The 14,258-nt window shown below is 39.7% G+C and carries 15 protein-coding genes and 1 tRNA gene; 14 read left to right on the top strand and 2 right to left on the bottom strand.

Features of this window, described 5'->3' with window-relative positions:
• Positions 1 to 87 precede the first annotated feature (87 nt).
• The 12 genes from E7Y33_RS08785 to E7Y33_RS08730 all read left to right on the top strand — a co-directional run bounded on the left by E7Y33_RS08785 (position 88) and on the right by E7Y33_RS08730 (position 11,022).
• Positions 88 to 1,155, top strand: a complete 1,068-nt coding sequence (locus E7Y33_RS08785; protein ID WP_139690254.1) for a hypothetical protein — start codon at positions 88 to 90, stop codon at positions 1,153 to 1,155.
• Complete coding sequence (locus E7Y33_RS08780) at positions 1,152 to 2,579, top strand: hypothetical protein (protein ID WP_139690253.1); 1,428 nt, start codon at positions 1,152 to 1,154, stop codon at positions 2,577 to 2,579. Before E7Y33_RS08785 ends, E7Y33_RS08780 begins: the two co-directional genes overlap by 4 nt.
• 224 nt (positions 2,580 to 2,803) lie before the next feature.
• Complete coding sequence (gene rpoE / locus E7Y33_RS08775) at positions 2,804 to 3,394, top strand: DNA-directed RNA polymerase subunit delta (RefSeq protein WP_000418415.1); 591 nt, start codon at positions 2,804 to 2,806, stop codon at positions 3,392 to 3,394.
• A gap of 329 nt (positions 3,395 to 3,723) precedes the next feature.
• A complete protein-coding gene (locus E7Y33_RS08770) occupies positions 3,724 to 5,331 on the top strand; it encodes a CTP synthase (RefSeq protein ID WP_139690252.1) in 1,608 nt (535 codons plus the stop codon).
• Positions 5,332 to 5,507: 176 nt separating this feature from the next.
• Positions 5,508 to 5,807: a DUF4651 domain-containing protein gene (locus E7Y33_RS08765; RefSeq protein ID WP_139690251.1), complete on the top strand. Its 300-nt coding sequence runs from the start codon at positions 5,508 to 5,510 to the stop codon at positions 5,805 to 5,807.
• Positions 5,804 to 6,121, top strand: a complete 318-nt coding sequence (locus E7Y33_RS08760; RefSeq protein ID WP_139690250.1) for a thioredoxin family protein — start codon at positions 5,804 to 5,806, stop codon at positions 6,119 to 6,121. The genes E7Y33_RS08765 and E7Y33_RS08760 overlap by 4 nt, the downstream gene beginning before the upstream one ends.
• Before the next feature lie 14 nt (positions 6,122 to 6,135).
• On the top strand, positions 6,136 to 6,762 hold the full coding sequence (gene ytpR / locus E7Y33_RS08755; RefSeq protein ID WP_139690249.1) for a YtpR family tRNA-binding protein: 627 nt from the start codon (positions 6,136 to 6,138) through the stop codon (positions 6,760 to 6,762).
• A gap of 41 nt (positions 6,763 to 6,803) precedes the next feature.
• Entirely contained in the window at positions 6,804 to 7,565 is a 762-nt protein-coding gene (locus E7Y33_RS08750; protein WP_061588756.1) for an SDR family NAD(P)-dependent oxidoreductase, read from the top strand.
• A 77-nt stretch (positions 7,566 to 7,642) separates the two neighbouring features.
• A complete protein-coding gene (locus tag E7Y33_RS08745) occupies positions 7,643 to 8,038 on the top strand; it encodes a single-stranded DNA-binding protein (protein WP_000282459.1) in 396 nt (131 codons plus the stop codon).
• Positions 8,039 to 8,193: 155 nt separating this feature from the next.
• Positions 8,194 to 8,478, top strand: a complete 285-nt coding sequence (gene groES, locus E7Y33_RS08740) for a co-chaperone GroES (protein ID WP_000917326.1) — start codon at positions 8,194 to 8,196, stop codon at positions 8,476 to 8,478.
• A gap of 15 nt (positions 8,479 to 8,493) precedes the next feature.
• On the top strand, positions 8,494 to 10,116 hold the full coding sequence (gene groL / locus E7Y33_RS08735; RefSeq protein WP_139690248.1) for a chaperonin GroEL: 1,623 nt from the start codon (positions 8,494 to 8,496) through the stop codon (positions 10,114 to 10,116).
• Between the two features lie 138 nt (positions 10,117 to 10,254).
• Positions 10,255 to 11,022 (top strand): epoxyqueuosine reductase QueH, encoded by a 768-nt coding sequence (locus E7Y33_RS08730; RefSeq protein WP_000567567.1) that lies wholly within the window; start codon positions 10,255 to 10,257, stop codon positions 11,020 to 11,022.
• Between the two features lie 69 nt (positions 11,023 to 11,091).
• Here the strand turns inward: E7Y33_RS08730 and ntdP are convergent, their stop codons facing one another.
• Entirely contained in the window at positions 11,092 to 11,625 is a 534-nt protein-coding gene (gene ntdP, locus E7Y33_RS08725) for a nucleoside tri-diphosphate phosphatase (RefSeq protein WP_000775318.1), read from the bottom strand.
• Positions 11,626 to 11,713: 88 nt separating this feature from the next.
• Complete coding sequence (gene recX, locus E7Y33_RS08720; protein ID WP_139690247.1) at positions 11,714 to 12,490, bottom strand: recombination regulator RecX; 777 nt, start codon at positions 12,488 to 12,490, stop codon at positions 11,714 to 11,716.
• 37 nt (positions 12,491 to 12,527) lie between these two features.
• Between recX and rlmD the strand changes: the two genes are divergently transcribed.
• Together rlmD and E7Y33_RS08710 are read left to right on the top strand one after the other, a co-directional pair.
• The gene (gene rlmD, locus E7Y33_RS08715; RefSeq protein ID WP_139690246.1) at positions 12,528 to 13,898 is read left to right on the top strand and encodes a 23S rRNA (uracil(1939)-C(5))-methyltransferase RlmD; all 1,371 of its coding nucleotides are present in this window, start codon (positions 12,528 to 12,530) and stop codon (positions 13,896 to 13,898) included.
• Positions 13,899 to 13,956: 58 nt separating this feature from the next.
• Positions 13,957 to 14,028 (top strand) — tRNA-Glu (locus E7Y33_RS08710).
• The last annotated feature ends 230 nt before the right edge of the window (positions 14,029 to 14,258 follow it).

Raw genomic sequence — 14,258 nt, 5'->3', positions numbered from 1 at the left:
AGACTTACGAGAAACATTATCAATGCTTTGAAAAAATAATATTAATCTATCAAAACACGGTTTTAAACCGTGTTTTTTGGTATAATAATGATTAAGAATATTTTAGAGGGACGATTTTTAATGACTGATAGGAATAAGGATACAAATGCCACAGCTTCTGCATTTGGATGGGATTTTCAATACAATCTAGCATTATATTTGGTGATGGACCAAGATCTTAGACAAGTTGAAAAATTTAAGGTAGAGGGTGCCACAGAGGATATTGAAATTTACTTTCGCAATAAAGAGCCGATCTATATACAAGCCAAATCACAAGAAAATCCTTATTCAAAATCTACAACTACTCAACATTTGACTAATGCAATTAATTCTCTAATTAATGCTGTAAGTAAAGTTAATGAGGAATATAGTGAAGTGATTTATGGAAATAATATTGAAATACCTATAAGAGCAAATAAAAAAAATAATTTATTCGAAGGTAATAGAGTCAAGAGAAGCTATAAAAATCTCCCCGATGGCCATCAAAAGAAAATCGATTCTATTATTGATAAATCTGAAGTTATATTTGATAAAAATAAATTAAAAGAGAAACTTTTTATTTTAAAAGTTGAATTTTCTGAAGATGATGATGAGACTCGTTATCGATTTATTAAAGAGAAAGTAATCAATTGTTTAAATGGTATTGGACTGAAAGGTTACAAGGCAAATAGAATTTTTGCTTATTTACAAAATGAATTTAAAAATAATGCTTCTAAAAGAGTTGATTTAACTATACAAGAATTTGGTTGGTTGATTATTCTTTACAGTATTAATATTGAGGAGAATACTGTATATGAAATTTTTGATATTCCTCAAATTAGTGAAGAACGTTTAAAAACGGATTTTTCAGAGTTAATTTTTAAGAAGTCATTAGATTTTGAGCTTATTACATCAGTAATATCTGAATACAATAGGTTTTCTATTAGTTGTACTACAAGAAGAGATACCGAGATTAGTTTCATCAATGAATACTACAGTAAATATAAGGATGACATTTTAAGTTTGGAAGATGTAATATCTAACGATTTTTTAGATGATTTAACAAAAGTGATATTGTTTCAAATCCTATCTTCATATTCAGACATAAACAGTGTCAAAAAGGGGTTAAGTATATGAAATTTAAGTTATTAAAGGTTATTAATGGATATGAATCAAAATTATTTGAGTTTGGTGAAAAAACAGAAATTCATAGTGATATCAATAGCGTGGGAAAATCAACATTGTTACGCTTATTATTTTATGCAATGGGATATCCAATACCGTCTACGAAAAAAATTAGATTTTCAAAATTACAAACTAAACTAGTCCTTGAAACTGAAAAAGAGATTATTTTAAGTCGCAGAGATAATAATATTTCGCTTGAAATAGAAGGTGTCAGAGAAAACTTAGAATTGCCAAGAGATTTATATTATATTTTGGGTAAAGTATTTGAAACTAATAATATTAATGTTCTAGAAAGTCTTCTAGGGTGTATATATTTAGATCAAGATAAGGGGTGGACATTACTAAATAGAGGGACAGTCATTGGAGGAATAAAATTTAAGGTTGAAACTTTAATAGAGGGCATATCAGAAAAAGATATAGCTAATTTAAAAATAGAAGTAGAAAAAATAACATCTGAATTAAAGCGACTTAAAGAACTACAAAAAATTGTATTATTTCAGAGTGAGAATTTTAACCTAATGGAACAAAGTAATTTTCAAAGCAATAAGAGCTCAGATATAGAAAAAGACATTTTGATTGTTAGGAGTAATAAAAATGAGTTATTAAAAAAATTATCAACTTTGAAAGAACTTGCTACAAAAAATGAAGGCTATCTTTCATATATTGAGAGTCTGGGATTGAGTGTGCGATGCTCGACAGGGGAAATAGTTGAACTAAGTAGAGATAACATTTTAGGTTTTGATGATATACAAAAAATAATTGATTTACGAATATTTCATTTAAATCAAGAAATTGATAAATTATCCAAAAGAGAAATTGAACTCAAACAAGAAATTGAAAATTCTCAATACCTTGTCAGAGTTGAGAATCCCATTAAATTATTTGAGCAACGTTTACAACTTATAGTGGCACCCAGAGAAATTATTGAGGATGAAATTCGAAGGTTAAAGCAACGAAAGAAAGAACTTGAAAATTATATAAAAATCTCTTTACGTGATGATACTAATCAAAATCTTTTTGATAACATTTTAAAATTTGCTACAAAGTTAGGTGTTGAAGAATATTTGAATATAGATAAAAATTTTGTATTTACCTCAGATTTGAAATCCCTAAGTGGAACGGTGTTACATAAATTAGTATTTTGCTATAAAATGGCATATATAACGGAAATTCAAAAATACTTAGGGATTACCCTCCCAATAGTGCTTGATTCTCCTAGCGGGAGAGAGGTTGATCAAAAGAATATTGAGGACATGTTTAATATTTTGAATACAGATTTTAGATACAATCAGATTATTATCGCATCGATATTTAAATATAGTGAATTTGATGCAGATAAACTTATCGATATACAGGAAAGTCTATTGGAACAATAATTTTTTAGAAATCAGCCTACTACACAGTAAACTCAGTCAATTTGTTCCTACATCTCCCCCTCACGATGCCATCGGTTGGGTCGCAAAGAAATAAAAGTCTTGCCACTTTCTCCCATTTAACCTTTGACTATTCCGCAAAATTATCGTACAATAAAGAGTACATGATAAAATGAGGTCAGAGTCTGTCTGCTCTGGCGATAGTAGTAAAAATGAGGAGAAACGCTTTGGAATTAGAAGTATTTGCTGGGCAAGAAAAAAGTGAACTATCTATGATTGAGGTAGCGCGTGCTATCTTGGAACTTCGTGGTCGCGATCATGAGATGCATTTTAGTGATCTTGTAAACGAAATTCAAAACTACCTTGGAACATCAAACAGCGATATCCGCGAAGCTTTGCCTTTGTTCTACACAGAGTTGAACTTTGACGGTAGCTTCATCTCACTTGGGGACAACAAATGGGGCCTTCGTTCATGGTATGGTGTAGACGAAATCGACGAAGAAATCATCGCTCTTGAAGAAAGTGATGACGATGAAGTAGCACCAAAAGCTAAGAAAAAACGTGTCAATGCCTTCATGGATGGCGATTCAGATGCCATTGATTACAATGCAGATGATCCAGAAGACGAAGATGCGTACGAAGCAGACCCAGCTCTTTCATATGATGATGAAAATCCAGATGATGAGAAAAATGAAGTGGAAGCCTACGATGCGGAAATCAACGAAATCGCTCCTGATGACTTGGGAGAAGACGTGGATCTCAACGAAGAAGACGACGAGTTTTCTGACGATGATGCTGAAACGAGTGAAGAAGAGTAAAAGACTTCACAGAGGAGATCGCCTGATCTCCTTTTTTCTTGCTTGGGTAGAGTGTTTAAGCGGGTCCTCTGTTTGGATGCTGTCCTTTTTTGGTTTTCTGAAAACAATCTTCTTTTTTTATGTTTTACCAATTCGGGTTGACAAATGTTCTGCTTTAAGGTATCATATTGTTCGGGCACCTCTTTTAGAGGTCGGGGCTCCCTAGTTACTAGGGAGCTATTTTTGTTTTTTCAGGAAGTTTTTCTTGAATTATAGTTATTCATAAGGGTCTTGTTTTCTATCTCCCCTCGTAGTTAACAAGACCTTGAGCATTTTAGAAAGAGGAATCTATGTCTACGAAATATATTTTTGTAACTGGTGGTGTGGTATCGTCTATTGGGAAAGGGATTGTGGCAGCAAGTCTGGGTCGTCTCTTGAAAAATCGTGGTCTAAAGGTGACTATTCAGAAGTTTGACCCTTATATCAATATCGATCCGGGAACCATGAGTCCTTACCAGCATGGGGAAGTCTTTGTGACAGATGATGGGGCTGAGACCGATTTGGACTTGGGTCACTATGAACGGTTCATCGATATCAATCTCAACAAATATTCCAACGTGACAACTGGTAAAATTTACAGTGAAGTTCTTCGTAAGGAACGACATGGAGAATACCTTGGGGCAACTGTCCAAGTCATTCCTCATATCACAGATGCTTTGAAGGAAAAAATCAAGCGTGCTGCTGTAACGACAGACTCTGACGTCATTATCACAGAGGTTGGTGGAACCGTTGGAGATATCGAGTCCTTGCCATTCTTAGAGGCGCTTCGTCAGATGAAGGCAGATGTGGGTGCAGATAATGTTATGTATATCCACACAACCTTACTTCCTTATCTAAAGGCTGCTGGTGAGATGAAGACCAAGCCGACTCAGCATTCAGTAAAAGAATTGCGAGGATTGGGAATCCAGCCAAATATGTTGGTCATTCGCACCGAGAAACCAGCTGGTCAAGGAATTAAAAACAAACTAGCCCAGTTCTGTGACGTAGCACCAGAAGCTGTTATCGAGTCTTTGAATGTCGAACATCTTTACCAAATTCCATTAAACTTGCAGGCGCAAGGCATGGACCAAATTGTCTGTGACCATTTGAAACTAGATGCACCAACAGCGGATATGACAGAGTGGTCAGCCATGGTGGACAAGGTCATGAACCTCAAGAAACAGGTCAAGATTTCCCTCGTTGGTAAGTATGTGGAGTTGCAAGATGCCTACATCTCTGTGGTCGAAGCCTTGAAACACTCTGGGTATGCCAACGACGCAGAAGTGAAGATTAATTGGATCAATGCCAATGATGTGACAGCAGAGAATGTGGCGGAGCTCTTGTCGGATGCGGACGGAATCATCGTACCAGGTGGTTTTGGTCAACGTGGTACGGAAGGGAAAATCCAAGCGATCCGCTATGCGCGTGAGAATGATGTCCCAATGTTGGGTGTCTGCTTGGGAATGCAGTTGACTTGTATCGAGTTTGCTCGTCATGTTTTAGGGCTTGAAGGTGCCAATTCTGCAGAACTTGATCCTGATACAAAATACCCTATCATTGATATCATGCGTGACCAGGTTGATGTTGAGGATATGGGTGGAACCCTTCGTTTGGGACTTTATCCATCTAAGTTGAAACGTGGTTCTAAGGCAGCAGCTGCTTATCACAATCAAGAAGTGGTACAACGCCGTCACCGTCACCGTTATGAGTTTAACAATGCCTTCCGTGAACAATTTGAGGCAGCAGGCTTTGTCTTTTCAGGAGTTTCTCCTGACAATCGATTGGTAGAAATTGTGGAAATTCCTGAAAATAAATTCTTTGTGGCTTGTCAGTATCACCCTGAACTTTCCAGCCGTCCAAACCGTCCAGAAGAACTCTACACTGCCTTTGTCACTGCAGCAGTTGAGAACAGCAATTAGTAAAATCAGAACCTTTGAGAACAATCTCAGAGGTTTTTTAATCCATTCAGGAAAGCTTTGCTAACTCAGATGCTTGCCGATAAGAATTAGAAGTCCCCTTTCTCACTGAGGGAAGAGGATTTTTACTTGTTTTTCTGCTACTTCCTCATTTGTCCTAGAACCTTTTTTGTGTTACAATGAAAGGTATGAAAGCTAAGAAATTATGGATGACTGGCTTGACTGTGGCTGGTCTAAGTGCCCTTGCTTTGGGGGCTAAAAAAGCAGCAGATAACTACAAACTGATGAAGACGCAAGAAGAGTTGACCGCTATCGTGCGCGAACTTTTCTCAGATATGGGTGAGATTGCGACTCTCTATGTTCAAGTCTACGAAAGTAGCCTAGAGCGACTTGTCGGAGGAGTCATTTTCGAGGATGGCCGTCATTATACCTTTGTCTATGAAAATGAAGACCTAGTCTATGAGGAGGAAGTCTTATGATAACTCCCAATAGTATAGAAGAGCTTGCAGGTTTTGTCGAGCAAGATGGCAAGAAGGTTTTCCTTTTTGTGGCGGACTGGTGTGGCGATTGTCGTTATATCTATCCTGCCTTGCCAGAAATTGAGGAGACCAATCCAGAATTCACCTTTATTCGAGTGGATCGAGACCAGTACATGGATCTGGCTAAACTCTGGGATGTTTACGGGATTCCTAGCCTTGTTGTGCTAGAAAAGGACAAGGAAATCGGGCGATTTGTCAATCGCGACCGTAAAAGCAAGGAAGAAATTAACGACTTTTTAGCAGGACTGAAATAGGAGAAAAGGAAAGAATGATTTTTACATATAATAAAGAGCATGTCGGCGATGTCCTTATGGTCATCGTGAAAAATAGCGGCGATGCCAAACTGGACGTGGAGCGCAAAGGCAAGGTAGCCCGTGTTTTCCTCAAAGAAAATGGAGAAACAGTAGCTTGGAATATTTTCGAAGTTTCAAGTTTGTTTGAAATTGCAGAGCGCGGTCAAGTCTTTTTGACAGATGAGCAAGTCGCTCGTTTGAACCAAGAATTGCAGGCGGAAGGATTTACAGAAGAAATTGTCAATGACAAGGAACCTAAGTTTGTTGTTGGTGAAATTGTCGAGATGGTAGCCCATCCAGATAGTGACCACCTCAACATCTGCCAAGTTGCAGTCGCAAGTGATAAGACAGTGCAAATCGTTGCAGGGGCTCCCAATGCGCGTGTTGGGTTGAAAACCATTGTAGCTCTTCCTGGAGCGATGATGCCAAAAGGCAATCTCATTTTCCCAGGCGAACTTCGCGGTGAAAAGAGTTTTGGCATGATGTGCAGCCCTCGTGAGTTGCATTTGCCAAATGCTCCGCAAAAACGTGGGGTTATTGAATTATCAGAAGAACAAGTTGTCGGAACTCCATTTGACCCAGCCAAACACTGGACGGCCTAGGAAATTGTCGGTATTTGATAGACCAGATAGAGGGGGATAAGATGGCGAAAAATGTAGTGATTACAGGAGCGACCTCAGGAATCGGTGAAGCGATTGCGCGTGCTTATCTGGAGCAGGGAGAGAATGTCGTTCTAACAGGGCGACGGACAGACAGACTAGAGGCCCTCAAGTCAGAGTTTGCAGAAACGTTTCCAAATCAAACCGTTTGGACCTTTCCACTGGATGTCACGGATATGACCATGGTCAAGACTGTCTGCTCCGATATTTTGGAAACGATAGGGCAGATTGATATATTGGTCAATAACGCTGGACTAGCTCTTGGTTTGGCTCCCTATCAAGACTATGAAGAGTTGGATATGCTGACCATGTTGGATACCAATGTCAAGGGGTTGATGGCAGTCACTCGCTGTTTCTTGCCAGCAATGGTAAAAGCGAATCAGGGACATATTATCAACATGGGATCGACCGCAGGAATCTATGCCTATGCTGGGGCAGCTGTTTACTCAGCCACCAAGGCAGCAGTTAAGACTTTTTCAGATGGTCTGCGAATTGATACCATTGCAACAGATATCAAGGTGACCACCATTCAACCAGGGATTGTCGAAACAGATTTCTCTACAGTTCGTTTTCATGGTGACAAAGAGCGTGCTGCCACCGTCTATCAGGGAATTGAGGCCTTGCAAGCTCAGGATATTGCAGATACAGTGGTCTATGTGACCAGTCAGCCTCGTCGTGTGCAGATTACAGATATGACCATTATGGCCAATCAACAAGCGACAGGTTTCATGGTTCATAAAAAATAAAAAATTTCTTCGAAAAGTTACAAATTTCTGTAACTTTTTTTGATTCCCTGCGAATAGATAAGTAGGAGGAAGAAAATATGTATAATAAAGTTATCATGATCGGGCGTTTGACGTCTACACCAGAATTGCACAAAACAAACAACGACAAGTCAGTGGCGAGAGCAACTATCGCTGTGAACCGTCGTTACAAAGACCAAAACGGGGAACGTGAAGCTGACTTTGTCAATCTTGTTCTTTGGGGGAAATTGGCTGAAACCTTGGCAAGCTACGCAACTAAAGGTAGTCTTATCTCTGTGGATGGAGAACTTCGTACCCGTCGCTTTGAGAAAAATGGCCAGATGAACTATGTGACTGAAGTCCTTGCCACAGGATTCCAACTTTTGGAAAGTCGCGCCCAACGTGCTATGCGTGAAAATAATGCTGGACAGGATTTGGCAGATTTGGTCTTGGAAGAGGAAGAATTGCCATTTTAAGCATTGAGAAGCCTGACTTGATCTCAGGCTTTTTATCTTGCCAAAGTCAGACTTTTTTCTTGACTATTTCTGACCAAGTGATACAATAGAACTATGGATTAGCACTCGGGTATAAAGAGTGCTAACAATATCTATCTCATTATGGAGGAAAGCAAATGTTGAAACCATTGGGAGACCGTGTGGTCTTGAAAATCGAAGAAAAAGAACAAACTGTTGGAGGCTTTGTCCTTGCAGGCTCAGCCCAAGAAAAAACAAAAACAGCCCAAGTTGTAGCTACTGGACAAGGTGTTCGTACCTTGAACGGTGACTTGGTTGCTCCAAGCGTTAAGCCTGGGGACCGTGTCTTAGTTGAAGCTCATGCAGGTATTGATGTCAAAGATGGCGATGAAAAGTACATTATCGTAGGCGAAGCCAACATCTTGGCAATCATTGAAGAATAGAAGGAGAAAGTAAGTATGTCAAAAGAAATTAAATTTTCATCTGATGCTCGTTCAGCGATGGTCCGTGGTGTCGATATCCTAGCGGACACAGTTAAAGTAACCTTAGGACCAAAGGGTCGTAATGTCGTTCTTGAAAAATCATTTGGCTCACCATTGATTACCAATGACGGTGTTACTATTGCCAAAGAAATTGAATTAGAAGACCATTTTGAAAATATGGGTGCCAAATTGGTATCAGAAGTAGCTTCAAAAACAAATGATATTGCAGGTGACGGAACGACAACTGCAACTGTTTTGACTCAAGCGATTGTCCGCGAAGGAATCAAAAACGTTACTGCAGGTGCTAATCCAATCGGCATTCGTCGTGGGATTGAAGCAGCAGTTGCCGCAGCTGTAGAAGCCTTGAAAAACAATGCCATCCCTGTTGCCAATAAGGAAGCCATCGCTCAGGTTGCTGCGGTGTCTTCTCGTTCTGAAAAAGTCGGCGAATACATTTCTGAAGCCATGGAAAAAGTTGGGAAAGACGGTGTTATCACCATTGAAGAGTCACGTGGTATGGAAACAGAACTTGAAGTGGTAGAAGGAATGCAGTTTGACCGTGGTTACCTTTCACAGTACATGGTGACAGATAGTGAAAAAATGGTGGCTGACCTTGAAAATCCATACATCTTGATTACAGACAAGAAGATTTCCAATATCCAAGAAATCTTGCCACTCCTTGAAAGCATTCTTCAAAGCAATCGTCCACTCTTGATTATTGCAGATGATGTGGATGGTGAGGCTCTTCCAACTCTTGTATTAAACAAGATTCGTGGAACCTTCAATGTGGTGGCAGTTAAAGCCCCTGGCTTTGGTGACCGTCGTAAAGCTATGCTGGAAGATATCGCCATCTTGACAGGTGGAACCGTCATCACAGAAGATCTTGGTCTTGAGTTGAAAGACGCGACCATTGAAGCGCTTGGTCAAGCTGCTAGAGTGACTGTTGACAAAGACAGCACGGTTATTGTAGAAGGTGCGGGTAACCCTGAAGCCATTTCCCACCGTGTTGCTGTTATCAAGTCACAAATCGAAACTACAACTTCAGAATTCGACCGTGAAAAACTCCAAGAACGCTTGGCTAAATTATCAGGTGGTGTCGCTGTTATCAAGGTCGGAGCAGCAACTGAAACGGAGTTGAAAGAAATGAAACTCCGCATTGAAGATGCCCTCAACGCTACTCGTGCAGCCGTTGAAGAAGGAATCGTTGCTGGTGGTGGAACGGCTCTTGCCAATGTCATTCCAGCTGTTGCTGCCTTGGAATTGACAGGAGATGAAGCGACAGGACGCAATATCGTTCTCCGTGCCTTGGAAGAACCTGTTCGTCAAATCGCCCACAATGCAGGATTTGAAGGGTCTATCGTCATCGATCGCTTGAAGAATGCTGAAGTTGGTACAGGGTTCAACGCAGCAACTAGCGAGTGGGTTAATATGATTGATCAAGGAATCATCGACCCAGTTAAGGTTAGCCGTTCTGCCCTTCAAAATGCAGCATCTGTAGCCAGCTTGATTTTGACAACAGAAGCAGTTGTAGCCAATAAACCAGAACTAGTAACCCCAGCTCCAGCCATGGATCCAAGCATGATGGGTGGAATGATGTAAGCTGTTAATACTAAGCAAATCATAAAAAACACAAAAGGAGGGAATGAGCATCCCTCCTTTTATCGCTTCCTTTTTATAAAATAGATTTGAGCTCCCCTAACTTATGTGATAAAATAAGACTAGTAAAAGGAGTAGAACATGATTGATGTAGAAGAAATTCTGAGCAAGATGAATCCCAATCAGAAGATTAATTATGACCGTGTCATGCAGAAAATGGTTCAGGTTTGGGAAAAAAATGAGCAACGTCCCACTATTCTCATGCATGTTTGCTGTGCTCCTTGTAGCACCTACACCCTCGAGTACCTGACCAAATACGCTGATGTGACAATCTATTTTGCCAATTCCAATATCCATCCTAAGGCAGAATACCACAAGCGGGCTTATGTCACCAAAAAATTTGTCAGTGATTTCAATGAGCGAACGGGAAATACGGTTCAGTATCTTGAAGCTCCCTACGAACCAAATGAATACCGAAAGCTAGTCAGAGGACTTGAAGAAGAACCCGAAGGTGGCGACCGTTGCAAGGTGTGCTTTGATTACCGTCTGGACAAAACAGCGCAAGTGGCTATGGATTTGGGATTTGACTACTTTGGTTCAGCCTTGACCATCAGTCCCCATAAGAATTCTCAAACCATCAACAGCATCGGAATTGATGTGCAAAAGATTTATACAACCCACTATCTCCCAAGTGATTTCAAGAAAAACCAAGGTTACAAGCGTTCGGTGGAGATGTGCGAGGAGTATGATATTTATCGTCAATGTTATTGTGGATGTGTCTATGCAGCTCAAGCCCAGAACATTGATCTTGTTCAGGTTAAGAAGGATGCCACGGCTTTCTTGTTGGATAAGGATGTTGAAAAAGACTATTCCCACATCAAGTTTACTGTTACTAAATTAGATATATAGAAATTAACCCAGCTTCCAGGCTGGGTTTTTCAAATAAAAAACCAGGGCTCTCACCCCGGTTTGACAACTTTACCGATTCTTTAGTTCTATGTAGCGTTTGTACCAAATGTTGACATAGGCCTCTGAGAAAGGACCGCGTCCATTGTTGATCCAATCAACAAGGATTTTAACATGCTCTTTCAAAATATAGTCTAAATCATCAGAATACTTCATTTTGCGTTTATGGCGCTCATACTCTTCAACGTCCAAGAGACGCTTTTCACCATCAGTGAAGACCTTGACATCCAAATCATAATCAATGTATTTCAGGGCTTCCTCATCTAGATAGTAGGGGCTGGCCATATTGCAATAGTAGGAAATCCCATTATCGCGAATCATGGCAATAATATTAAACCAATATTTTTTGTGAAAGTAAACAATAGCCGGTTCTCGAGTCACCCAACGACGACCGTCACTTTCGGTAACAAGTGTGTGGTCGTTGACGCCGATAATGGCGTTCTCTGTTGTTTTTAGTACCATGGTGTCTCGCCAAGTACGGTGAAGACTCCCATCATGCTTATAACTTTGAATTGTAATAAAGTCGCCTTCTTTTGGAAGTTTCATAACTAACCAACTTTCTACAATTTATAAGTTTATCGTTTACTATTATATCATAAATCGGTCTAATTTTTTTGAATTTTACACGAAAATGTTAAAGATATTCTCTGAGAGCGCTTGCTATATCCGAAAAATCATAGCCTTTTCTAGCTAGGACCTGAGTTAAACGTTGCTTTAGTTCGTAACCTTCATATTTACGAGCATATTTAGAATATTGTTTATCCAGTTCTTTAAAAATAAGCTCTTGAGTCGTTTCTTGGTCGACTTGACTATCCAAGTCATCAAAAGCATTTTTAGCATCAGAATAGGAGAAGCCTTTGTTCGTCAAGTTTTGAATAATCTTATCCTGCAAGGCACGAGCAGGAAGCTTTCCATTGTATTTTTTAAGCAGTTTTTCTGAAACACGTTGAGCAACCTCTGAAAAATCAAAATCCTTTAAAACCTCTTCAATAGTTGATTTGGCAATCCCTTTTTGAGACAGTTTTTGAGCTAGCACATAAGGTCCCTTATCTCCAGAAAGTTGATTGGCGTTGATGATAGAGCAGGCATACTGACGATCATTTATCCAGTTATCATCTTTAAGACTAGCGATAACTTGACTAATGATTTTTTCTTCAATATCATACTTTTTCAGATACTCTCGCACTTCCTTTTCAGTACGAGCCTTGAAGGATAAATGGTAGAGGGCGAGATTCTTACCATACGAAAACTGAGCAAAGCCCTGAATCTCGATAAGTTCCTCTTTGCTAATGACCTTATCTCGAGACAACATAAAACGGACGATGGTATCTTCCGTGATATAAGAGGTTTGCTGTCCATCTAACTCCATCAAGTAGAGACGTTTTTTCTTTTCAAGTTTTGTGATTTTCATAGTTCTATTATACCCTAAAATGTGATAAGATAGGGGTATGAATCTGAAAGTCAAACAAAAAATACCTTTAAAAATCAAGCGGATGGGCATCAATGGTGAGGGAATCGGTTTCTATCAGAAAACCCTCGTTTTTGTGCCAGGCGCTCTCAAAGGAGAAGATATCTATTGTCAGATTACTTCTATTAAACGTAATTTTGTTGAAGCCAAATTGCTAAAGGTCAATAAGAAATCTAAATTTCGAGTCGTACCGGCTTGTACGATTTATAATGAATGTGGTGGTTGCCAAATTATGCACCTCCACTATGATAAACAGTTAGAGTTCAAAACGGATCTGCTCCGCCAAGCCCTGAAAAAATTTGCTCCTGCAGGATATGAAAACTATGAAATCCGTCCAACTATCGGAATGCAGGAACCAAAGTACTACCGTGCTAAGCTTCAATTCCAGACTCGAAAATTCAACAATCAGGTCAAGGCAGGTTTGTATGCGCAAAACTCTCATTACCTCGTAGAGTTAAAAGACTGCTTGGTACAAGATAAGGAAACCCAAGTGATAGCGAATCGCCTAGCTGAACTTCTTACTTACCACCAAATTCCAATTACAGATGAGAGAAAAACGCTCGGTGTTCGCACCATCATGGTACGCAGAGCAAGAAAAACGGGGCAAGTTCAGATTATCATTGTCACAAATCGCCAGCTTAATTTAAATCAACTGGTCAAAGACTTAGTCAATGATTTTCCAGAAGTTGTCACGGTTGCTGTCAATACAAATACAGCAAAAACAAGTGAAATCTATGGTGAAAAGACGGAAATTATCTGGGGCCAAGAGAGTATTCAAGAAGGAGTACTGGACTATGAGTTTTCTCTCTCGCCCCGAGCTTTTTATCAGCTTAATCCGGAGCAGACAGAAATTCTCTATAGTGAAGCAGTTAAGGCTCTGGATGTCAGCAAAGAGGATCATCTGATCGATGCGTATTGCGGTGTTGGGACAATCGGATTTGCCTTCGCAAATAAGGTCAAGAGTCTCAGAGGAATGGATATTATTCCGGAAGCTATTGAAGATGCCAAGCGAAATGCTAAAAAAATGGGATTTGACAATACCCATTATGAGGCGGGAACAGCAGAAGAGATTATTCCACGCTGGTATCAAGAAGGCTACCGAGCAAATGCCCTGATAGTCGACCCTCCTCGTACAGGCTTAGATGATAAGCTGTTGGATACTATTCTGACCTATGTTCCAGAAAAAATGGTCTATGTATCCTGCAATGTTTCGACCTTGGCGCGAGATTTAGTTAAATTAGTAAAAGTCTATGACCTCCAGTATATCCAGTCGGTCGATATGTTTCCCCACACTGCACGGACAGAAGCAGTGGTTAAGTTAGTGAAGAAAAGAAAAAATCAACTTCACTGAAAAAAGTCCTTGACAAAGGTAAAAAAGTAGGTATAATAGAAAGAGTTGAAAAGCTCAAGGTCCGTTGGTCAAGGGGTTAAGACACCGCCTTTTCACGGCGGTAACACGGGTTCGAATCCCGTACGGACTATGGTGTATTGCGGTTAAAAAAACTTGAAAAAAGTTTAAAAAATCTGTTGACAGAGGCAGGTAGCTGTGATATACTAATATAGTTGTCGCTCGAGAGCAATTGAGTGACAAAGACCTTTGAAAACTGAACAAGACGAACCAATGTGCAGGGCACTATAACTGAGGTTATAGTACTGAACAATGAAAAAACAATAAATCTGTCAGTGACAGAAATGAGTGAGAACTCAAACT

It is taken from the genome of Streptococcus oralis (assembly GCF_006175905.1).
Lineage (GTDB): Bacteria > Bacillota > Bacilli > Lactobacillales > Streptococcaceae > Streptococcus > Streptococcus oralis_BG.
Note: the sequence above shows the minus strand (reverse complement) of the source record. Positions and strands in the feature narration are given on the sequence as shown.